Raw genomic sequence first — 20178 nt, 5'->3', positions numbered from 1 at the left:
ATGGCAAAAAACAAGTCTCTTGCCACTGAAAAACTGGCAGTACGGCAGACATTATTCTTGTAACTGCAGACAGGCTTTTTGCACAAATGGGTTGTGGTTGCCTTGTATATCGGCAATTTTTATTTCGCGTTGGCACTCCCATTCGCTAGGGTGATATTGTCTGTTCCAAGCCTGCATTAGCTTACTCTGACTTGACGATAGCTTAAAGCCATAAGTTTGGCTCATGTATAAATACGTCCGAGCTATGGCGCCACGTGAAGATTCTGGTGGCATCACTTTGCGCCCCTTAAAATTGACTTGCATCGTACATTGCCCATAACTGACACCGTCCATGCCATTCCACTGGCTAAAGTTGTAATTCGAACGATCGCCGTTTACTTCACCGATAGCTGGAGTAAGGTTGTGCATATCTGACTCCATCTTCTTAAAATCTTGATCGTAGCGCGCGCAATATTTACGGCCGCCTTTTTGCCAGCATTGTAATTGATGACCAAACTGCCAAGCAGGGACCACGTGCTCCCATTCAATGCGATTGGCGCGCTTGGGTTGCTTACGCACTTGGTAACCACAAGCGGCCAAGTCGGGAATGCCTTTTCGGCCTTGCCATTGAATCGGACAACCACAATAAAAAGAGGTGGTGTGTTGTGGGTAAATTTTAGTCGCGAGTAAACGCTTGGCCGTTGCGAATGAGGCTGGGTGCTCAGCAAGAGCTTGAAAACTCAATCCGGTGCCGAGTACAGCAATGGATGAAAATAGTATCGAGTGGCGCAAAATCATAAAGGTCTCGTTGAGAAAAACTCGTTGGTGAATCAGTGAGTGGTGATGTGTCGTTATCGCTTTATCTCTATCATGTTGGGGTTAAGGGCTGCTGACAATATCGACAATAGTATTGTGCTTGCTGGCGCACGATTTTATTGTGCCTGCGAATGGTCAATTGGTGTGAGCGGCATTGGCAACGATAGTTAAACAGTTTGCCCTGTACGGATTGAACATCGAACTTATGGGTGGTAATGGCGGGAATGCCGAGCACTTTCTCCATCATATATTGCCATTCTGCACCGTGGGGCTTAACGCGACCAAAGCATTGGTAGGTTAGTAAATGGGCAAGCTCATGAGGAATGACTTGCTCGAAATATTCGGTCTGGTTTTCGAGCAATAATATGGGATTGAGGCGGATGATCCCTGGTTGTAACAATGCTTGCCCTGCCGACTTTCCCTTCAAATCAAAATGGATGGGCGGCGGGGAGACCGCTTGCTGAAGTGTTTCACTGGCTTTTCGACACCAAGCTTCAAGGCTGTGTTGTACAGCATCAATCAATGCAGAAGGAAGAGTAGGGACAGTCATAAATACGCTTATACGTGGGTCGCTCTGTTATACCAATCTGTACCAGTATATGGTGAATGATAGCGCAGGAAAAAGTGTCACAACAAGGCAAAAGACAAATCGCAGCAGAGAGTCTACATACCATGTTCTTAACCTTGTGACTGAGTGTTTAATTCACTTGGGGGACCAACTATTTCACTAGATTAGTAGTCTATGTGAATCGATAAGTGACCAACAATAAAAAAGCCCTTACTTCAATGCAAGGGCTTTTTACCGTCTAAATTCGGCTTAAAACTTATTTTAAGTTGGCAAAGTCACGCAATGCTTGCGCTTTGTCAGTGGCTTCCCATGGGAATTCTTCACGGCCAAAGTGACCGTAGGCAGCGGTTTTCTTATAAATAGGCTGCAATAAGTTCAACATCTCTTGCAGGCCATATGGACGAAGGTCAAAGTGATGGCGAACGGCGTCGACAATGACATCTGTTGACACTTTTTCGGTACCGAACGTTTCAACCATGATAGAGGTTGGGTCGGCAACACCAATGGCGTAAGACAACTGAATTTCACAGCGATCCGCAAGGCCAGCGGCAACGATGTTTTTTGCCACGTAACGCGCAGCATAGGCGGCACTGCGGTCTACTTTTGATGGATCTTTACCTGAGAACGCGCCGCCACCGTGACGCGCTGCGCCGCCGTAGGTATCCACAATGATTTTACGACCAGTCAAACCACAGTCGCCCATCGGACCACCGATAACGAAACGGCCTGTTGGGTTAATGAAGTACTTAGTGTCTTTATCTAACCATTCTGCAGGTAACACGGGCTTGATGATTTCTTCCATGACGGCTTCGCGTAGATCGGCCGTGGAGATTGAGTCACTGTGCTGTGTCGATAAAACTACTGCATCGATACCGGCAATAACGCCGTTTTCGTATTTAAAAGTCACTTGAGATTTCGCATCCGGACGCAACCAAGGTAGGGTGCCATTTTTGCGTACTTCTGATTGGCGTTGTACCAAGCGATGAGAATACGTAATCGGGGCGGGCATGAGCACGCTGGTTTCATTGGTCGCATAACCAAACATGATACCTTGGTCACCGGCGCCTTGTTCTTTAGGATCGGCTTTGTCAACACCTTGGTTGATGTCTGGTGACTGCTTGCCAATGGTATTAAGCACAGCACAAGAGTCGGCGTCAAAGCCCATGTCTGAGTGCGTGTAGCCAATATCGCGAACCGTTTGGCGAGTTAACTCTTCAATATCAACCCAAGCAGAGGTGGTTACTTCACCGCCAACCATGACCATACCGGTTTTAACGTAAGTTTCACAGGCTACACGCGCTTTGGGATCTTGTTCAAGAATCGCATCAAGAACCGCATCTGAGATTTGATCTGCAATTTTATCTGGATGACCTTCTGAAACCGATTCAGAAGTAAACAGGTGCTTAGCCATGAGAGCTCCACTTAAATTAATCATGAGGGCGATGGGACGTTACTCAACCATCAATACAAAAGTTTGTAGGTGTTTCTACATCTAGACGGCTATTTTAAATTTCGTTCGCTGAATTACAAGTCTTTTCTTTTTTTGTGCGGAGAAAAAGGGCAAATCGTTTTTACGCATCAAGCTTCGCACTGTGGGGATAAGGAGAAGTGAGACTCATTGGCATTGTTAACATAATAGCTTAGATACTTATTTTAAAAGAAAAAAGTCGTCGTGTTCTCAAACGCTTTTCACTCCATTGTTGGCCAGTGGAACCGCAAGGTGGGGATAACTGGCTTTTCATTCAACAAACTACTGATGCCAACTTAGGGATAGGGTAAACTAAGCGCAATCAGGTGTAGAGGAAAAGATAATGTTAAAAGTGGCGATCAATGGATTTGGCCGTATTGGCCGTAATGTATTGCGGGCGGTCTATGAAAGTGGGTATTCAGAACAAATCCAAGTGGTGGCAGTCAACGAGTTGGCACAACCAGAAGCGATGGCTCACTTGTTACAGTACGACACCAGTCACGGTCGCTTCGGCCTAAAAGTTTCTCACGATCAAGAGCATTTGTATATCGAGCGCCCCGATCAGGGACGAGACGTCATTCGTGTATTGCATCTCGATGAGATCCAACGCTTGCCTTGGCGAGATTTAAACATTGATATTGTCTTAGATTGTACCGGGGTTTACGGCAGTAAAAGCGATGGTTTAGCGCATATTGCCGCGGGGGCTAAAAAGGTTCTCTTTTCTCATCCTGCAGCCCAAGATATTGACAACACAATTATTTTTGGTGTCAATCAAGAAACGTTATTGCCTCAACACACCGTGGTCTCTAATGGATCCTGTACGACAAATTGTATTGTTCCGGTGATCAAGGTACTCGATGAGGCATTTGGCATTGATTCAGGGACGATTACCACAATACACTCGTCAATGAATGACCAGCAAGTGATTGACGCTTATCACACCGATTTGCGACGCACTCGCTCTGCCAGTCAATCTATCATCCCGGTAGACACGAAATTACACAAAGGCATTGAGCGCATTTTCCCCAAGTTTTCAAATAAGTTTGAAGCGATTTCTGTGCGTGTTCCCACGGTGAATGTCACTGCGATGGATCTCAGTGTCACCATCCAGTCAAATGTCACGGTCAATGATGTAAATCAAACCATTATTCAAGCCGCTCAGTGTACACTGCAGGGCATCGTTGATTATACTGAAGCACCGTTAGTTTCGATTGACTTTAATCACGACCCTCATAGTGCTATCGTCGACGGTACTCAGACTCGAGTGAGCAATGGACGCTTGGTCAAGATGTTGGTGTGGTGTGATAATGAGTGGGGGTTTGCTAACCGTATGCTCGACACGGCATTGGTTCTATATCACTGCCGATAATAGTTTTATCAAAAGGGAAATTATTTATTTTCCTTCTTGAAATAAATCGGTAACATCGCCATATCGATAAGCATAACAATTTTTTCACATTGAACAGATTGGCTGTTCAATGCACAAAACTTAATGACTTTAATACGAGAGGACAAACCATGTCTGTAATTAAAATGACTGACCTGGACTTAGCAGGTAAACGCGTATTTATCCGTGCTGATCTAAACGTGCCAGTAAAAGATGGCAAAGTAACTTCTGATGCACGTATTCTCGCATCTCTACCCACCATCAAGCACTGCTTAGCAGCGGGCGCAAAAGTCATGGTTACTTCTCACCTAGGTCGCCCAACTGAAGGTGAATACGCAGACGAGTTCTCTCTTCAACCGGTAGTGAATTACCTCAACGACGCTCTTGAGTGTGATGTAAAACTTGCCAAAGATTACTTAGACGGCCTTGAGCTTAACGCGGGTGAGCTTGTTGTTTTAGAAAACGTTCGCTTCAACAAAGGCGAAAAGAAAAACGAAGAAGCACTTTCTAAACAATACGCGTCATTGTGTGACGTCTTTGTTATGGATGCTTTTGGTACGGCTCACCGTGCTCAAGCCTCTACTCATGGCGTTGGCATGCATGCCCCGATTGCTTGTGCTGGTCCTCTTCTTGCCAACGAACTTGAGGCCCTAGGTAAAGCGATGGATAACCCAGCTCGCCCAATGGTTGCGATCGTTGGTGGTTCTAAAGTGTCTACCAAGTTAACCGTCCTTGAGTCCTTGTCTAAAATTGCCGACCAACTTGTCGTTGGCGGTGGTATCGCAAACACCTTTATTGCTGCAGCAGGCCACAATGTGGGTAAATCACTGTATGAAGCTGACCTTGTCGATACGGCGAAGAAGCTGATGGATGAGTGTGCAATCCCTGTGGCAACCGATGTTGCTTGTGCAAAAGCATTTGATGAAAACGCTGAAGCGGAAATCAAGCACGTCTCTGAAGTTCAAGATGACGATATGATTTTTGACCTTGGCCCAGAATCAACCGCAGCATTGGCTGAAATCTTAAAAGGGGCGAAAACCATTTTGTGGAACGGCCCTGTGGGTGTGTTTGAATTTAAAAACTTTGAAGCTGGAACCAAAGGGATTTCAGAAGCGATCGCTGCTTCAGAAGGTTTCTCTGTCGCTGGCGGTGGCGATACGCTGGCCGCGATTGATCAGTTCGGTATCAAAGCTGATGTATCTTACATCTCTACAGGTGGCGGTGCATTCTTAGAGTTCGTCGAAGGCAAAGCGCTTCCTGCTGTTGAAATGCTAGAAGCACGCGCAAAGGCGTAATGTCACAAAGCGGGTTAAGCCCGCTTTGTTTTTATTGATTAGATTCAATCGAACAAAAGGGCACTGGCGCTAGGTCTGAACCCCTGCCAGTACCCGGTTGCTTTTTGAGAACTTGCTGCAATCCTGAGCGGGTTTTGTTAGAATATCTGCGAAACTCAACTGGGTTGTAAGCCAAGTTAGTACAATTAATCTGTTTTATACATTAAAACAACTGATATATAGGGATCACGTCCATGTCTAAGGTCTTTGACTTCGTAAAACCTGGTGTTATCACTGGTGATGACGTTCAGAAAGTATTTGAAGTTGCAAAAGAAAACAACTTCGCTCTTCCTGCAGTAAACTGTGTAGGTACCGATTCTATCAACGCTGTACTTGAAGCTGCTGCGAAAGTGAAATCTCCGGTTATTGTTCAGTTTTCTAACGGCGGCGCTGCTTTCTTTGCTGGTAAAGGCGTTAAACTTGAAGGCCAAGGTGCACAAATTCTAGGTGCAATCGCTGGTGCTAAGCACGTACACACGGTTGCAGAAGCGTATGGCGTTCCTGTTATTCTTCACACTGACCACGCAGCGAAGAAACTTCTTCCTTGGATTGACGGCCTACTTGACGCAGGTGAAAAGCATTTTGCAGAAACAGGTAAGCCTCTTTTCTCTTCTCACATGATTGACCTATCTGAAGAATCTCTAGAAGAAAACATCGAAATTTCAGCTAAATACCTTGAGCGTATGGCTAAAATGGACATGACTCTAGAAATCGAACTAGGTTGTACTGGTGGCGAAGAAGACGGTGTTGATAACTCTCACATGGATGCTTCTGAGCTGTACACCTCTCCAGAAGACGTTGCTTACGCGTACGAAAAACTAAACGCGATCAGCCCGCGTTTCACTATTGCCGCTTCTTTCGGTAACGTACACGGTGTTTACAAGCCTGGTAACGTGGTATTGACACCAACTATCCTTCGCGATTCACAAGCGTATGTCTCTGAGAAGTTTGGTCTACCAGCAAACTCTTTGAACTTCGTATTCCACGGCGGTTCTGGTTCTTCAGAAGCTGAAATCCAAGAGTCAATCGGTTACGGTGTTATTAAGATGAACATCGATACCGATACACAGTGGGCTACTTGGGATGGTATTCGTCAGTACGAAGCGGACAACCACGACTACCTACAAGGTCAAATTGGTAACCCAACAGGCCCTGATGCGCCAAACAAGAAATACTACGACCCACGCGTTTGGTTGCGCGCAGCACAATCATCAATGGTGACTCGTCTAGAGAAAGCTTTTGCTGATCTTAACGCGGTAGACGTTCTGTAATTTATTTCCAGTAAATTTGCTTAAAATCCCACTTTAGTCATAAAGTGGGATTTTTTTTTGTAAAATGTTGGTGAGATTTTTTAAATCACTAGTTCGATTAGTACTTTACCGTTACTCTAATCATCTTATTTGGCATAAATGGATGTGCCGTGATTGTTTTATATTTTTAGGGGATTACAACTATGGCCGGAGAGTCAATAGACGTTACAAATATCGCCGATCTCGGTGGTGTCAACCAGTGGTTAACCGACAATTCTGATTTGCTGATCCAATATGGCGTCAATATTATTTCAGCAGTTTTGATTTTGTTTATCGGTAATATTATTACTAAAGCGATTGCGGGGAGTTTAGCTAAGCTATTACAGAAGCGCAAAATGGACAAAGCTGTCGTAGAATTCTTACAGGCAATTGTTCGTTACACCTTATTTATCATTGTTTTGATTGCCGCTCTTGGTCGTATTGGCGTACAAACCGCCTCAGTGGTTGCGGTTATCGGTGCGGCGGGTTTAGCCATTGGTTTGGCACTGCAAGGGTCTTTGTCAAACTTCGCGGCGGGTGTCTTGATCGTCAGCTTCCGTCCGTTCAAGTCGGGGGATTATGTTGAAGTCGCTGGTGTTTCAGGCTCGGTTGACTCGATTCAAATTTTCCAAACTTACCTTAAAACACCCGATAATAAACTGGTTGTCGTGCCAAACTCTTCGATTATTGGTGGAGCGATCACCAACTACTCTCGCTTTGATACCCGTCGTATGGATTTGGTCATTGGCGTGTCTTATAAAGCGGATCTGGCCAAGACAAAACAAGTGCTGCAAGATATTGTGGCCAAAGAGGAGCGTTTGCTCAAAGATCCAAAGCCAACCATTGGTGTCCACACGTTAGCAGATTCTTCAGTCAACTTTGTGGTTCGCCCTTGGGTTAAACGCGATGATTATTGGGGCGTTTATTATGACCTGATGCAAGCGATCAAAGAGGGCTTGGATGAAAATGGCATTGAAATTCCATTCCCACAAATGGATGTTCATCTCGACCGACTCGATTAATCGATGTTGAGAAAAGTTATCGAGGCCAATTAGGCCTCGATTTTTTTGTACTTTACGTAAACGTTATGACTAAATTAGCACTAATCGAGACGTTCTAATAAATGTTGTAACAGTGAAAAAGCGATAATAAACATCACCGCAGCGATAAACAGGTCGATGCTTTTTCTGACTTTTGGGCGATTGAGCTTATGAGATAACTTGGCTGCAGCGATGGAGAGCGTAAAAAACCAAGTGAATGACGCTAATATTGTCCCCAAGGCAAAAGATAATCGGTCGTCACCTTCAAACTGCCCCCCAATCGACCCCAATACGACAACCGTATCGAGATAAAGGTGCGGATTAAATACAGTCACTGCGAGTGCTCCAGCAATCACAGTGCGGCGGCTTAAAGCCAATGTATTCGCATTCGACATAGTTTGAGTTGACTTTAGCGCACTTCTTATCGACAGCCCCCCATAAACCAATAAAAATAGGATACCGGCAATGGTTAGGCTATTGAGTAGGATTGGATGACTCGCGATCAAGGCTCCACCTCCAAATATACCAACGGAAATAAAGAACATATCCAGTAAGCTGCAAGTCGTCGCCGTGGTCAGGTGATGTTGTTTTTTTATTCCTTGATTTAAGACGAAGGCATTTTGAGCACCGATGGGTAAAATCATGCTCGCTCCTAGGCCAAAGCCTTGCAATATCAACAATGTATTCATATTTATCTCAATATGGTGTTTACAATTGCTCAAACTATAGCGATCAGGATAATATAAGTGTAATTAATTATTTTAATCTTATATAAGTAGTATTGATATGAGCTGGCGTGGTTTTGATTATAAATGGTTAGAAGCCTTGGACGCTGTGATCACGCAGGGCGGCTTTGATACTGCCGCACAGTTTTTGTGTTTATCACAATCGGCGGTCTCCCAACGTATTAAACAATTGGAATTGTGGCTCTCGCAGCCCGTTGTGGTTCGGACTCAACCACCCGAAGCGACCGCTGCAGGACAGCAATTATTGAGTTTTTATCATCAAGTTGGTTTGCTGGAGCAAGATGTGTTGCCGAATTTAATCGGCATCGAACAGCGCCAAGTGGTCAGCCTGTCGTTGGCAACCAATGCGGATTCTTTGGCGACTTGGTTAATGCCGGCACTGCAACCGATACTATCGGCGGGCAAAGTTGCACTGAATTTATTGGTCAGTGATGAGTCCCATACATTGGAAAAGTTGAGAAGCGGTCAAGTTGCTGGAGCGATCAGTTTGCAATCTGATGCTTTGTCGGGGTGTATTGCGGAATACCTTGGTAAGATGAACTACGTTTGTGTGGCGACCCCAACATTCTTCGAGCAATACTTTTCAGAGGGGCTTAATGCACAAACGGTGATTGAGGCGCCTGCGGTTGTATTTGATCAATATGATCGCTTACATCAAGATTTTCTGAGTTATTATTTTCATACCGATCGTCGCCCATTGGTTGAGCATAAAGTCGCGAGCTCTGAAGCATTTGTGAAGTTAGCGCTTGCCGGTGTTGCTTATTGTTTGATCCCTAAACTGCAAATTGAAACGGAGCTGGCCACCGGTCAATTGGTTGAAATCGACCCCGAGCGCAGATGGCAGAGGAAGTTGTATTGGCATCATTGGCACATGGAAACGCGAGGTCTAAAAGCGATTTCCGTAGCGATTAAGAACCACAGTGCAAAGGTGTTAAGCCAGTAGAGATGGGCTATCGTCAACTTCAGTCAGTTTTTTGTTAGAAATGTAAACTGATGACTCAAGCACAGCTATTTTCTCATATTATCAGTCTATGGAGCGAGGAGTCTGAGTTATGAGAATTCTGTTATTTTTGATTGTGTTTGTGACGTCAAGTGTGTCTTGGCCAAGTTTTTCCCAGGATGTCCCTTTCCCTCATTTGTCGATCAATGGCTACGGTTTAATTAAAGTTGCCCCCGATAGTGCACATTTTCGCGTTCGGGTTGTAGAGTCCACCATGAACGCAGAGCAGGCAAAGCAGGCGGTCGATAACTCAGTCAATACCGTTACCCGTGCCTTGATGAAAGCCGGAATGTCGAGAGCCGACATTAGCAGCTCTAACTTATCGGTGACGCCTCAATATCACTATCCGAAAAGTGGTGAAGCGGAATTAGTTGGCTATCGCGCGACAAGGATAATGACAGTGGAGGTCGCTGAAGTAGATAAATTGGACCAATACCTAAACGTTGCCTTGTCTAACGGGATGAATCAAGTGGATAATGTTCAACTCAAAGTGAAGCGAGAGTCTGAGTTTAGGCAGCAAGCACGAATGTTGGCAATAGAAGATGCTAAAAATCAAGCTGAAGTATTGGCCAAAGGCTTTGGCTATCGACTAGGTGGTGTTTGGGAGATCAACTACCAGCAGCCTAGAAACTTACAACCCATTGTTCAACGCCAGTCAACAGCGCGCTCCTCAGCGGCCCAGTTTAATGATCCGACTATTTCGATTACTGATCAAGTCAGTGTCGTTTTTAAGCTTGAAGCGCCACATTAATCCGTAATGAACCATGACGGTCAATGTTATTAAAAAGCCCCAGTGTTCAAACAACACTGGGGCTTTTCGATTTATGTTAGCGTCCTAAGATGGAATTAGTGAAGGATGCGAGCACGAATCGTACCTTCGATACCTTTTAGCTTTTCAAGTGCTTCTTCTGAACGCTCAGTTTCAACATCGATGACTACATAACCGATATTCGCGTCAGTTTGTAGGTGCTGACCGGCAATGTTAATTTCTTCTTGAGCGAAGATGGTGTTGATTTGAGTCAAAATACCAGGGCGGTTTTTGTGGATGTGCAGCAGACGTGAGCACTGACGCAGTTGTGGCAAAGACACTTCTGGGAAGTTGACACTCGAGAGTGTAGAGCCGTTGTCTGAGTATTTAGCCAGTTTACCTGCTACTTCCAAACCTATGTTTTCCTGCGCTTCTTGCGTTGAACCACCGATATGTGGCGTAAGAATAACATTGTCAAACTTCAACAGTGGTGACTCAAATGGGTCGGCATTGGTTTTAGGTTCAACAGGGAATACGTCGATCGCGGCACCAGCAAGGTGACCGGACTCTAACGCTTGTGCTAGGGCAGGGATATCAACCACGGTACCACGAGCCGCATTGATGAAGATCGAGCCTGGTTTCATTTGAGCGAACTCTTCTGCACCCATCAAGTTCTTTGTTTCTGCGGTTTCAGGTACGTGCAAAGAAATGACATCACACTTGTTGAGTAACTCAGTCATGGTGTTGACTTGCATGGCATTACCAAGTGGGAGTTTGTCTTCTACGTCATAGAAGTAAACATTTAGACCCAAGTTTTCAGCAATAACACTTAATTGAGTACCGATATGGCCGTAACCAATGATACCGAGCGCCTTTCCACGAGCTTCAAAGGAATGATCGGCGCTTTTTTGCCAAATACCGCGATGGGCAAGCGCATTTTTTTCTGGGATACCACGAAGAAGTAGTAAGATTTGACCCAATACCAACTCAGCCACACTACGTGTGTTAGAAAACGGCGCGTTAAATACAGGAATACCACGCTCGGCGGCTGCAGCCAAATCAACTTGGTTGGTGCCGATACAGAAACACCCAATCGCCACGAGCTTTTCAGCGGCATCAATGACTTCTTTTGTCATATTGGTACGTGAGCGGATCCCGATAAAGTGAGCGTCTTTTACCGCTTCGAGTAGCTCAGGCTCAGCCAGTGAACCTTTGTGATATTCAATATTGGTGTAACCGGAAGCTTGAAGTTTTTCCACTGCTGTTGGGTGAACCCCTTCAAGTAATAAGATTTTTATTTTATCTTTTTCCAGCGAATATTGTGCCATTGTCCTCGTCCTTAAAAATAGAAATTGTTTTGTTTAGCGCCAATTGAGTAAAAACGGCTTAAAATGAGGCTTTTGGGCGAAAAAAGCGTTAAGCAAACGTTTTCCTTGTGCGTCTCGTCATCAATAAAATAACAAAAAAATGTGATTTGAGTAAGAAAATTTAGCGCTAAAGGCCAATTTTCTTCATTATTTTGTCACGTAAAATCACCTTGATTTGTCTTAGGTACGTTGCATCTTGTAACTTCCTAAGACAAAACAATGATAAAGGTGCGCTATTGTTCCACTCGGGGTCCCTGTGGTGTACCTGTGATCACAATGTCGGCACCTCGTTGAGCAAATAGTCCAACAGTGACCACGCCTGCAATGGCATTGATTTGGCTTTCTAATTGCTTCGGTGAGTCAATTGATAATCCGTGTACGTCTAATATTTGGTTACCGTTGTCGGTAATAACGCCTTGGCGATATTTTGGCTGGCCGCCGAGTTCAACCAAGCAGCGCGCCACGTATTCTCTCGCCATGGGGATGACTTCGACAGGGAGAGGAAATTGGCCGAGCACGTCCACCGCTTTTGTATCATCGACAATACAAATGAATTGCTTGGCAATCGCGGCAACGATTTTCTCTCGGGTTAGTGCTGCGCCACCGCCTTTTATCATTTCTTTTTGCGGATTTATTTCATCGGCGCCGTCGACACAAACCGCGAGCTCGGTGACGTCATTGGCATCAAAAACGGTAATGCCCAGAGCCTGTAAGCGCTCAGTGGATGCTGATGAGCTTGATACTGCCCCTTTAATTTGCTCCTTTATACTGCCCAGAGCGTCGATAAAGTGATTGACGGTTGAGCCACTCCCTACACCAACAACGGTATTTGGGGTCACAAATTCAAGTGCTGCCCAACCAGCGGCTTTTTTCATTTCATCTTGAGTCATGAGCTTGCTTCTTCCTTTCTAAAACAGCAAATCAAATAGAGAGAGTATTGTGCAAGCGATTATAGCGACTTATTGGTTTATTTCCCATTGCCAGATTTGGCTAGGCGTCACGATCTTAGGCAAAGGCACATCCCAAGCCTCGGTCGGCAGCGTCTCGACCCATTGATTATCGTGTGCAATACCTAGTGGCTTGGGACCTAAGCCTTGGTGAAACCAAGGAGCAAGCGTGCGGTCATAATAGCCCCCACCCATGCCGAGGCGTTGGCCTTTATCGTCAAAAGCCACTAACGGTGTACAAATGACGTCGAGGTATTTGATAGGACAAATATCATTTTTGGCTAACTTCGGTTCTAGAATACCATAACGATTAGCAACCATACGACTATCAGGACGGTAGTGTAGAAAAAGCAGTTGACCTTTTGAGAAGGGGTGAATCACAGGTAAAAAGAGGTTTTTACCCTGTTGCCATAACCATTCAATTAAAGGTCTGGTCTCTAATTCGCCATCAACGGATAAATAAAGAGCGATATTTTGATGTTGGAATTCCTCTACGCGCTGACATTGTGTCACGAGTTGTCTGGCTGCGTCTTGTTGCTCTTGTGATGATAACTGCGCGCGACGTGCGCGAATGATTTGACGTATCGATTGACGTGTATTTTGCATGAGAGGATACCCCAGAGTGCCGTTGAGGATCGTGGCCCTTGAACCAGCTGGTTCAAGGCGGATCAGCAGTGATTACCGTAGGCTTCTCAGTTCGAGCTGAGCTTGCTCAATAGTAACCAAATACTAACCCTTGTGTATTGCTTATCGGCTCAGGGACTTAAACCCAATCACAAACACCCCAGGGTAAATTCGGTTATTTTTGCTGTCCATGCCCTGTCTTTGACAGGCTACTATCCAATAAAAGTGTTAGCTTTTCAATGCGTTGAGCTAATACTTGTTGTTCTTGCGATGCTTCTTTGTCTTTGCTGCGCAACTCGTAAACGGCGTTTAGAGCGGCAATCGTTAGAAGCTGTAACTCATTAGTCACCTTACTACGATCAGACATTTGTTTCAAACGAGAATCTAAATCTTGCGCTGCACTTTTCAATGAAGCTTCTTGTCCTTCTGGACAGTTTACTCGGGTAATTTTACCTAAAATTTCAATGTCTACCGCGTGGTTACTCATGTAGAAAACTCTTCAATGCGCATTGGATGACAAACCGTACTTGGCTGTCACGAAAACTATAGGGACTTGAGTACAAATATTCAAGCTTTTCTCTTTAAGGTCAATCGTCAAATGTACCAATGAGTTAGTAAATGTGCAATTTGTTTGAAATCTCGGCAGTATTCTTAACTCGATCGATTTCGTCTCGTCCTCGACAATGGTAATATTTGATTCTATTTACCGACAAAGAAAATCGATTATGACTACAAAGACTTTGCCTGATTACGATGGTTTGAACATGACATTGCGCCGAGCGAGTCTCGCGGTCACTGGCGCCGAGCTTCACGGTATGCTGATGGGCTTCGTCGTGGGTGGGATCACCCCACAAGATAACGCTTGGCAGCCAGTCTTGTTTGACTACACCAATGAGGGAATGGGCTGGCCATCTGATGCGCTGGCTCAGGCTGCAACTATGATGGAAGTGATTGTTCAAGAGCTTAAAGCCGACGAGTTTAGTGTGTCTTTGTGTTTGCCGGCCGATGATGAGAAAACGGCATTATCGCAACGCGCCGAAGCCTTAGCAGAATGGACGAACAGTTTCTTGGCGGGGTTAGGACTGTCTGGTTCTTCGCTTGATGCGTTAGACAATGTCGGTAAAGAGTGTTTATCGGATCTCAAAGAAATCGGCAAGGTGGTGGTTGAGTCATTGGATGATCAAGTCGACGATGAAGATACACAGCAAGCTTTTGATATTGTCACCGAGCATGTCAAAGTGTGTGTACTGACGTTGTTTACTGATCTCGGACGCCAGGCACCGAAGGCAAAAACAATTCACTAAGGAGCGCGGGTGAAGCACTATGATATCGTCATCTCTGGTGGGGCGATGGCGGGTTCAACATTGGCTTTGGGATTAGCGCACTTAGACAAGCAGCACCGCAAGATTGCGATTGTTGAGTCATTTGAAATCAGTGATAGCCACCCTGGTTTTGATGCGCGTTGTATTGCTCTGTCACACGGTACGGTAAATTTACTCAAAAAATATCAACTTTGGTCAGAGATCGAACCTCACGCGACGGCAATTGAACGCATTCACGTTTCAGAGCAGGGGCGTTTGGCGATGACCGATATTGATGCCCAGCAAGAGCGAGTTGATGCTTTGGGCCACGTGGTTGAGTTACAGGTGATTGGTCGCCTTCTTCGACAGCGTTTAGATCAGTGCGCCAATATCGATTTTTTGTGTCCTAATCAGATTGTTGGTCTCGACCGACACCCCGATAGTCTTACCCTTGAGTTAGACGATGGCCAGCAACTGGTCACTTCTTTGCTGGTTGCCGCTGACGGAGGTCAGTCAAAAGTGGCTGAGCTTTGCCGTTTGCCGGCGGACGAAGAAGATTTTAAGCAGCACGCGATCATCGCCAATGTGTCAACGGATACACCACATGCGGGGTGCGCATTTGAGCGTTTCACTCCACAAGGACCTATCGCGCTATTGCCGATGAGTGAAAACCGCTTATCGCTTGTTTGGTGTATGCCACCTGACATCGCTGCTCAACGATTGGACCTGGATAACAAGGCGTTTTTACAGCAGTTACAAAAAGAGTTTGGTTGGCGATTGGGTCGTTTTGAACAAGTAGGCCAACGACATTGTTATCCACTTGTCTTAAAGCAGCGTCATGCGTTTACGTCGCACCGAGTTGTGTGCGTGGGCAATGCCGCTCAAGCGTTACACCCCATTGCTGGTCAAGGTTTTAACTTGGGGATTCGAGATGTCGCGTCACTGATTGAAGAGTTGCTATCGAGTGAAGACTTTGGCAGTGCATCCTTGTTACAACGCTACCAACAACGACGTATAAAAGACAAGCAGTCCACGGTTGGATTGACGAGGAATTTAGTCCATTTATTTTCAAACGATCTGCCATTAATGAGGTTAGGTCGTGATATTGGCTTAGTGGCACTTGATAAATTACCCGGTATCAAACATCCACTGCTTACCCTTACATTGGGGCGCGGTGATCGCTAGGAAAAGGAAAAAAACTATGATGCAAAGCGTAGATATCGCAATCATCGGCGGTGGTATGGTAGGGCTATCACTTGCGTTAGCTCTTAAAGACAGTGATTTGCGCGTTGCGGTTATCGAAGGGAAAGACCCGAATTTAGATTTAACTGAGATACCCGATAATCGCGTGTCTGCGTTGAGCCGCTCAAGTGAAGTGATATTGAAAAAACTCGGCGTATGGCAGGGGATCACTAACCGGCGTTGTGCGCCCTATCAAGCGATGGAAGTTTGGGAAAAAGACAGTTTTGCAAAGATTGATTTTCGCGCCGAGCAATTGTCGCAAGCCAATCTGGGACATATTGTCGAGAATCGAGTGGTTCAAGCCGCTTTAATGGATCGTTTGATGCAACAAGATAACGTGTCGTATTTTTCTCCAGTACAGTGTCAAAGTGTGGCTGTCGGCGAAGGTGAAGCATGGTTGAGCCTGAACAACGGACAAACTCTGACTGCCAAACTCGTGGTTGGTGCCGATGGCGCGCATTCTTGGTTGCGTACGACACAAAATATCCCCTTGACCCAGTGGGATTACGGGCAAAATTCGATTGTCGCGACAGTACAAACGGCTCAATCTCATGATCATATTGCAAGACAAGTTTTTACCCCAAGTGGTCCCTTGGCTTTTTTGCCATTAGCAGATGTGAATTTGTGTTCTATCGTCTGGTCTACCGATGAGCATCAAGCTGAGCAATTGATGAATTGTGATATTGAGACGTTTAATCGCCGGTTAAGCAGTGAATTTGATTTGCGGCTCGGGCTGTGTGAAGTGGTCGGTGAGCGCAATATGATTCCGTTAAAAATGCGCTATGCACGCAGTTTTGCCAAAGACCGCATTGCTTTGGTGGGGGATGCCGCCCATACCATTCACCCACTGGCTGGCCAAGGGGTGAATTTAGGTCTACTGGATGCGGCGAGCTTAGCGCAAGAGGTCTTAGCTCTTTGGCAGCAAGGTGAAGACATTGGTCGTTTGAAAAATCTGCGCCACTACGAGCGTTGGCGCAAGTCCGAAGCGGCCAAAATGATTGCGACCATGCAAGGGTTCAAAGAGTTGTTCTCTGGTGCTAACCCGGCAAAGAAATGGTTGCGTGGGGTGGGGATGAACCTCACTGCTCATTTGCCAGGCGCAAAAGGGTTATTAATGAATCGCGCATTGGGATTGTCGGGTGAGTTACCCGCGCTAGCTCAAGAAAAATAGCGGGATAAAAACGCGCTTTACCTGAGTAAAGCGCGCTTTAAAAGAGCACTATGCATGTTGCAATGTTCTTAATTTACTGATTTCTTGATTGATTTCTTTAACCGCTTTGAAATGCTTTATTTGCGCTTCTTGCGGTAACATTACCTTTCCTTGGTCAAAGTCCAGTTTGCCAATGCCATCAATATAGATACAGCCTTTGAATAAACGAGTCACGTGTTTAGCGACCATGCTGGGCGTGTAACGTTTAAACAATCTCATATTGAATTCCTTTTTTCTATCCTTGTTGTAACGCCGCTATCCTAGCGATTTGCGAAACAAAATGATGCGAACTTGTGCAAGTTTTTGCTTAAAAATACGAGATTTTTAGGGTTTTGTGTTGAAGTTGGCATAATTGCTAATGCGTAATGTTGTTTTTATTGCTTAACTTAGGATAAAAATGAGACCTAATACTAACTTGAACAACATTTAGGTTGAAAGCCGCGTAGGACAAATAGTTGTTAACAAGGAAAATAGTTTTTATAAAAGAAGAGCAAAAAGCGACGTTACTGTTGATTGCCTTAATGCCGTCGTTGACGCGGTCGAATAGTGATTAACCAATGGGTTCGAATGTGAAAAGTAAAAAAAAAGCCTACCGCAGGTAGGCATAACACAAATAAGGATATAAGTTTGAGCGAATGAAATTAAGCACTGACTGTTTAATGTCATTCTCTCTAGTCATCACACAAGGTGAGACCAAGCCAGAGCCGAAACAAAAAGTGACGGACTAACTTCGACAAGATGTTAGTTTAATCTGGATTTCCATTGATAGCAAACGTTTGCTACGATCTTTTAACGACATATTGGGTGTACTATTGGTTGGCAAAGCGATAGTAAATCTCGTTTGTTGAGCAAAAGCCCAGCCATTAATGAGCCGCTACTGATCGTTAATTGGTCATATTCGAGCAATTCACAACTAAAAACAATCGGGATATCTTGGCACCACATCATTGGCACTAACGTCCCTGGGGCAAAGCCAGTCAATGAACGCAATTTTTCGGAATTTACACAAGTTAACCGACGAGTTTGCAGACGTTCTCTCACTTTTTGCGGCGAGACCTGACGATCTCCAGGGACGCAAGCTAAGACTAATTGTCCAGCGGGATCACACAGCAAAATCGTTTTTACCATCTGTTGCTCACGGATACCGCGCTCGCGGGCGGTATCAGCAATCGTCACTGTCGCTTTACTGTGTTTGAGCAGTTGATAATCGATCTCCTGCTCGTCTAACCACTGTGTGATCGGTGTTGTAAACACGCTTATTCTTCTGTCAACGAGTAAGGTAAGTCCATGATAGACCACTCTAACTCAGGTTGCTCAGCAAGGCGTAAGCGAGTGTCTTGTTCTAGGTTATTGGGTAAGACAACCAAACCAATAGCACCTTGGGTCTCAAAGCGATAATGAATCAATAGCTCACCGGCACCTCGCCAGTTTTCACCGACTTGTCGCTCTAAGGTCAACGAGCTGCTCGCTTGTAGGGTGCCAGTGGTTTTTACCGGATACAGCGCGCGCTTATTGATGCCGCGGTATTTAGCTCGCGCGACAATTTCTTGGCCGGTATAGCAACCTTTTGTAAAACTAATCGCACCGAGTAAGTGTAGGTTGAGTGCCTGAGGAATGTGTTGGTTTTGCTGGCTTTTAGGTAGACGTGGTAAGCCCGCCTCGATATCAAAGCGATCCCAAATCGACGCGGTAAACTTGGTTTCAACCGCATTGAGGTAGTGTTCGAGGTGTTCAGGTTCAACGAGCAACATCCAGCGCTGTGAATCGATTTTGACGGCGGTTCCCCCTAGGACCGAGCGCACATCGGCGCGAGTTTCAGTCTGGGCATCGATAAAGTCTTGCACGTTTTGACCCATCAAACCCATTACGATGTGTTGGCTTTCTTCGATGGTGACCTTAGAAAATACCGCGTATTTTTTGATCTCGGTTAACTCGGTCGCTAAACCATCGGCGTCTTGAACCATGGCCAAGCCTGCTTGGTGGTGAAACAAGCGAAAGACACTCCACACTTTTCCTTTGGCATCGCAATGCGCGCCGAGCGTCGATTGTTCGCGATCAAGCGAAGTGACATCACAGGTGATTTGACCTTGTAGGTAGCTGCTGGCATCTTCGCCGACAAGTGTGATCGCTTTATACTGGTCTAAGTTTACAAGAGCGAGTTGAGGGAGGGCGGATTGCTCATCGAGAGGGGAAGGGTGAAACTGTTCTGACCATTGCATAAATCGTTACCTATCATTAATAATCAATTTGAATGCCTATGGTAATGCGGATTGGAAATTTTGTCAGCTTGAATCCGGAGTGTGAGCTGACGCACTTTTGATGGTCAGTAAGCCTTGGTACACTCGGAGTGAATAAAATAACCATAAAGGATGAGCATTCATGTATACAGCAGAAGAAAAGGCAAGAATAAAATGGGCTTGTCGTCGAGGCATGCTAGAGCTTGATGTTGTGATCATGCCTTTCTTTGACGAGTGTTTTGACTCACTAAACCAAGACGAGCAAAGAGAATTTGTCGCCTTGCTCGAGTGTGATGACCCGGACTTGTTCAGCTGGGTGATGGGACACGGTCGCAGTGAAAACTTAGGTCATGCGGCCATGGTGGATAAAATTGTGGCGTACAATCTTGGCAAAGTCCGTTAATTTACAGGTTGAATATTCCTCCCAAGCGGGGTGGGCAAATGTAATCGTGTGTCTGATGCTAGCGCACGCGCTAGTGGTTTGCGATCTCCCTTTGTTGGCCACTTTGATACTGTTGAGTATTATCGCTCAATCCTTGTCTGAGCATCGTTTACTGCCTAAGCCGTTTGATGGTCATCTGAGGGTGCAAGGGGGGAGGTTGGTCAGGATACGCCAAAAGAGCGATTCATCGGCGACCGTGTTCACCTTACTCAACGCCTACCTTGGCTTGCGCTACTTTCTGTTGGTGTTAGTGTTAAGCGATGGAAAGACCTGTTATTTGTGGCGTGACAGTTGCAGCGATGAGCAATATCGGCGGTTGATTTTATTTCTGAAACAAAGCTTTCGAGAACGTAAAAACAATGAATAAAATCCGATGCAATCCCCTTTTCGCTGAGAAAGGAAAAGGGGATATTGCGTTTTAAGTGTGCGAGTT

22 protein-coding genes and 1 other RNA gene are annotated in these 20178 nt (G+C 45.4%); 11 read left to right on the top strand and 12 right to left on the bottom strand.

The window, feature by feature from the left end:
• Positions 1 to 51: 51 nt before the first annotated feature.
• From AB0763_RS11530 to metK, 3 genes are all read right to left on the bottom strand, one after another.
• Positions 52 to 777, bottom strand: a complete 726-nt coding sequence (locus AB0763_RS11530) for an endonuclease (RefSeq protein WP_306100541.1) — start codon at positions 775 to 777, stop codon at positions 52 to 54.
• A 70-nt stretch (positions 778 to 847) separates the two neighbouring features.
• Positions 848 to 1345: a SprT family zinc-dependent metalloprotease gene (locus tag AB0763_RS11525; protein ID WP_306100542.1), complete on the bottom strand. Its 498-nt coding sequence runs from the start codon at positions 1343 to 1345 to the stop codon at positions 848 to 850.
• Between the two features lie 274 nt (positions 1346 to 1619).
• The gene (gene metK, locus AB0763_RS11520) at positions 1620 to 2774 is read right to left on the bottom strand and encodes a methionine adenosyltransferase (protein ID WP_306100543.1); all 1155 of its coding nucleotides are present in this window, start codon (positions 2772 to 2774) and stop codon (positions 1620 to 1622) included.
• A gap of 400 nt (positions 2775 to 3174) precedes the next feature.
• Here metK and epd point away from each other — a divergent pair, with 400 nt between their 5' ends.
• From epd to mscS, 4 genes are all read left to right on the top strand, one after another.
• On the top strand, positions 3175 to 4200 hold the full coding sequence (gene epd / locus AB0763_RS11515) for an erythrose-4-phosphate dehydrogenase (protein ID WP_306100544.1): 1026 nt from the start codon (positions 3175 to 3177) through the stop codon (positions 4198 to 4200).
• 149 nt (positions 4201 to 4349) lie between these two features.
• On the top strand, positions 4350 to 5513 hold the full coding sequence (locus tag AB0763_RS11510) for a phosphoglycerate kinase (protein WP_306100545.1): 1164 nt from the start codon (positions 4350 to 4352) through the stop codon (positions 5511 to 5513).
• Positions 5514 to 5746: 233 nt separating this feature from the next.
• The gene (gene fbaA, locus AB0763_RS11505) at positions 5747 to 6823 is read left to right on the top strand and encodes a class II fructose-bisphosphate aldolase (protein ID WP_306100546.1); all 1077 of its coding nucleotides are present in this window, start codon (positions 5747 to 5749) and stop codon (positions 6821 to 6823) included.
• A gap of 182 nt (positions 6824 to 7005) precedes the next feature.
• Complete coding sequence (gene mscS, locus AB0763_RS11500) at positions 7006 to 7863, top strand: small-conductance mechanosensitive channel MscS (RefSeq protein ID WP_306100547.1); 858 nt, start codon at positions 7006 to 7008, stop codon at positions 7861 to 7863.
• Positions 7864 to 7943: 80 nt separating this feature from the next.
• On the opposite strand, the gene AB0763_RS11495 is transcribed toward mscS, so the two are convergent.
• Positions 7944 to 8570 (bottom strand): LysE/ArgO family amino acid transporter, encoded by a 627-nt coding sequence (locus AB0763_RS11495; RefSeq protein ID WP_306100548.1) that lies wholly within the window; start codon positions 8568 to 8570, stop codon positions 7944 to 7946.
• A gap of 97 nt (positions 8571 to 8667) precedes the next feature.
• On the opposite strand from AB0763_RS11495, the gene AB0763_RS11490 reads away from it, so the two are divergent.
• Positions 8668 to 9570 carry a LysR family transcriptional regulator ArgP gene (locus AB0763_RS11490; protein ID WP_306100549.1) on the top strand — a complete coding sequence of 301 codons (903 nt, stop codon included), beginning with the start codon at positions 8668 to 8670 and terminating at the stop codon, positions 9568 to 9570.
• Between the two features lie 115 nt (positions 9571 to 9685).
• Positions 9686 to 10378: an SIMPL domain-containing protein gene (locus tag AB0763_RS11485; protein ID WP_306100601.1), complete on the top strand. Its 693-nt coding sequence runs from the start codon at positions 9686 to 9688 to the stop codon at positions 10376 to 10378.
• Between the two features lie 95 nt (positions 10379 to 10473).
• Here the strand turns inward: AB0763_RS11485 and serA are convergent, their stop codons facing one another.
• The 5 genes from serA to AB0763_RS11460 form a co-directional block, all read right to left on the bottom strand.
• Positions 10474 to 11703 carry a phosphoglycerate dehydrogenase gene (gene serA / locus AB0763_RS11480; RefSeq protein ID WP_306100550.1) on the bottom strand — a complete coding sequence of 410 codons (1230 nt, stop codon included), beginning with the start codon at positions 11701 to 11703 and terminating at the stop codon, positions 10474 to 10476.
• A 272-nt stretch (positions 11704 to 11975) separates the two neighbouring features.
• A complete protein-coding gene (gene rpiA / locus AB0763_RS11475; RefSeq protein WP_306100551.1) occupies positions 11976 to 12632 on the bottom strand; it encodes a ribose-5-phosphate isomerase RpiA in 657 nt (218 codons plus the stop codon).
• A 69-nt stretch (positions 12633 to 12701) separates the two neighbouring features.
• Positions 12702 to 13295: a 5-formyltetrahydrofolate cyclo-ligase gene (locus AB0763_RS11470; RefSeq protein WP_306100552.1), complete on the bottom strand. Its 594-nt coding sequence runs from the start codon at positions 13293 to 13295 to the stop codon at positions 12702 to 12704.
• Between the two features lie 4 nt (positions 13296 to 13299).
• Positions 13300 to 13483, bottom strand: a non-coding RNA gene (gene ssrS / locus AB0763_RS11465) — 6S RNA.
• A 5-nt stretch (positions 13484 to 13488) separates the two neighbouring features.
• The gene (locus AB0763_RS11460) at positions 13489 to 13800 is read right to left on the bottom strand and encodes a cell division protein ZapA (protein ID WP_306100553.1); all 312 of its coding nucleotides are present in this window, start codon (positions 13798 to 13800) and stop codon (positions 13489 to 13491) included.
• Positions 13801 to 14038: 238 nt separating this feature from the next.
• Between AB0763_RS11460 and AB0763_RS11455 the strand changes: the two genes are divergently transcribed.
• The 3 genes from AB0763_RS11455 to AB0763_RS11445 are packed head-to-tail and all read left to right on the top strand — an operon-like array spanning position 14039 to position 17027.
• Positions 14039 to 14617 (top strand): UPF0149 family protein, encoded by a 579-nt coding sequence (locus tag AB0763_RS11455; RefSeq protein ID WP_306100554.1) that lies wholly within the window; start codon positions 14039 to 14041, stop codon positions 14615 to 14617.
• A gap of 9 nt (positions 14618 to 14626) precedes the next feature.
• Positions 14627 to 15799, top strand: coding sequence for a 2-octaprenyl-6-methoxyphenyl hydroxylase (gene ubiH / locus AB0763_RS11450; protein WP_306100555.1), 1173 nt, complete (start codon positions 14627 to 14629; stop codon positions 15797 to 15799).
• A gap of 16 nt (positions 15800 to 15815) precedes the next feature.
• Positions 15816 to 17027 carry an FAD-dependent 2-octaprenylphenol hydroxylase gene (locus AB0763_RS11445; protein WP_306100556.1) on the top strand — a complete coding sequence of 404 codons (1212 nt, stop codon included), beginning with the start codon at positions 15816 to 15818 and terminating at the stop codon, positions 17025 to 17027.
• A 48-nt stretch (positions 17028 to 17075) separates the two neighbouring features.
• Here AB0763_RS11445 and AB0763_RS11440 read toward each other — a convergent pair whose 3' ends face one another.
• The 3 genes from AB0763_RS11440 to ygfZ form a co-directional block, all read right to left on the bottom strand.
• On the bottom strand, positions 17076 to 17285 hold the full coding sequence (locus tag AB0763_RS11440; RefSeq protein ID WP_306100557.1) for a DUF1107 domain-containing protein: 210 nt from the start codon (positions 17283 to 17285) through the stop codon (positions 17076 to 17078).
• Positions 17286 to 17855: 570 nt separating this feature from the next.
• Positions 17856 to 18320 carry an aminoacyl-tRNA deacylase gene (locus tag AB0763_RS11435; RefSeq protein ID WP_306100558.1) on the bottom strand — a complete coding sequence of 155 codons (465 nt, stop codon included), beginning with the start codon at positions 18318 to 18320 and terminating at the stop codon, positions 17856 to 17858.
• Positions 18321 to 18322: 2 nt separating this feature from the next.
• Positions 18323 to 19285, bottom strand: a complete 963-nt coding sequence (gene ygfZ, locus AB0763_RS11430; protein WP_306100559.1) for a tRNA-modifying protein YgfZ — start codon at positions 19283 to 19285, stop codon at positions 18323 to 18325.
• Positions 19286 to 19445: 160 nt separating this feature from the next.
• On the opposite strand from ygfZ, the gene AB0763_RS11425 reads away from it, so the two are divergent.
• Positions 19446 to 19706, top strand: coding sequence for a succinate dehydrogenase assembly factor 2 (locus AB0763_RS11425; RefSeq protein ID WP_306100560.1), 261 nt, complete (start codon positions 19446 to 19448; stop codon positions 19704 to 19706).
• The gene (locus AB0763_RS11420; protein WP_306100561.1) at positions 19690 to 20112 is read left to right on the top strand and encodes a protein YgfX; all 423 of its coding nucleotides are present in this window, start codon (positions 19690 to 19692) and stop codon (positions 20110 to 20112) included. Before AB0763_RS11425 ends, AB0763_RS11420 begins: the two co-directional genes overlap by 17 nt.
• Positions 20113 to 20178 lie beyond the last annotated feature (66 nt).

Origin of the sequence: Vibrio sp. HB236076, assembly GCF_040957575.1 — a bacterium.
In the GTDB taxonomy this organism is placed as follows: Bacteria; Pseudomonadota; Gammaproteobacteria; order Enterobacterales; family Vibrionaceae; genus Vibrio.
The sequence above is the reverse complement of the archived record's forward strand: the minus strand, read 5'-3'. Positions and strand labels throughout refer to the sequence as shown.

What these genes read in the sequence shown, in the direction of transcription:
- AB0763_RS11530 (WP_306100541.1), bottom strand. Translation starts at nt 777, where the DNA reads ATGATTTTGCGCCACTCGATACTATTTTCATCCATTGCTGTACTCGGC.
- AB0763_RS11525 (WP_306100542.1), bottom strand. Translation starts at nt 1,345, where the DNA reads ATGACTGTCCCTACTCTTCCTTCTGCATTGATTGATGCTGTACAACAC.
- metK (WP_306100543.1), bottom strand. Translation starts at nt 2,774, where the DNA reads ATGGCTAAGCACCTGTTTACTTCTGAATCGGTTTCAGAAGGTCATCCA.
- epd (WP_306100544.1), top strand. Translation starts at nt 3,175, where the DNA reads ATGTTAAAAGTGGCGATCAATGGATTTGGCCGTATTGGCCGTAATGTA.
- AB0763_RS11510 (WP_306100545.1), top strand. Translation starts at nt 4,350, where the DNA reads ATGTCTGTAATTAAAATGACTGACCTGGACTTAGCAGGTAAACGCGTA.
- fbaA (WP_306100546.1), top strand. Translation starts at nt 5,747, where the DNA reads ATGTCTAAGGTCTTTGACTTCGTAAAACCTGGTGTTATCACTGGTGAT.
- mscS (WP_306100547.1), top strand. Translation starts at nt 7,006, where the DNA reads ATGGCCGGAGAGTCAATAGACGTTACAAATATCGCCGATCTCGGTGGT.
- AB0763_RS11495 (WP_306100548.1), bottom strand. Translation starts at nt 8,570, where the DNA reads ATGAATACATTGTTGATATTGCAAGGCTTTGGCCTAGGAGCGAGCATG.
- AB0763_RS11490 (WP_306100549.1), top strand. Translation starts at nt 8,668, where the DNA reads ATGAGCTGGCGTGGTTTTGATTATAAATGGTTAGAAGCCTTGGACGCT.
- serA (WP_306100550.1), bottom strand. Translation starts at nt 11,703, where the DNA reads ATGGCACAATATTCGCTGGAAAAAGATAAAATAAAAATCTTATTACTT.
- rpiA (WP_306100551.1), bottom strand. Translation starts at nt 12,632, where the DNA reads ATGACTCAAGATGAAATGAAAAAAGCCGCTGGTTGGGCAGCACTTGAA.
- AB0763_RS11470 (WP_306100552.1), bottom strand. Translation starts at nt 13,295, where the DNA reads ATGCAAAATACACGTCAATCGATACGTCAAATCATTCGCGCACGTCGC.
- AB0763_RS11460 (WP_306100553.1), bottom strand. Translation starts at nt 13,800, where the DNA reads ATGAGTAACCACGCGGTAGACATTGAAATTTTAGGTAAAATTACCCGA.
- AB0763_RS11455 (WP_306100554.1), top strand. Translation starts at nt 14,039, where the DNA reads ATGACTACAAAGACTTTGCCTGATTACGATGGTTTGAACATGACATTG.
- AB0763_RS11445 (WP_306100556.1), top strand. Translation starts at nt 15,816, where the DNA reads ATGATGCAAAGCGTAGATATCGCAATCATCGGCGGTGGTATGGTAGGG.
- AB0763_RS11440 (WP_306100557.1), bottom strand. Translation starts at nt 17,285, where the DNA reads ATGAGATTGTTTAAACGTTACACGCCCAGCATGGTCGCTAAACACGTG.
- ygfZ (WP_306100559.1), bottom strand. Translation starts at nt 19,285, where the DNA reads ATGCAATGGTCAGAACAGTTTCACCCTTCCCCTCTCGATGAGCAATCC.
- AB0763_RS11425 (WP_306100560.1), top strand. Translation starts at nt 19,446, where the DNA reads ATGTATACAGCAGAAGAAAAGGCAAGAATAAAATGGGCTTGTCGTCGA.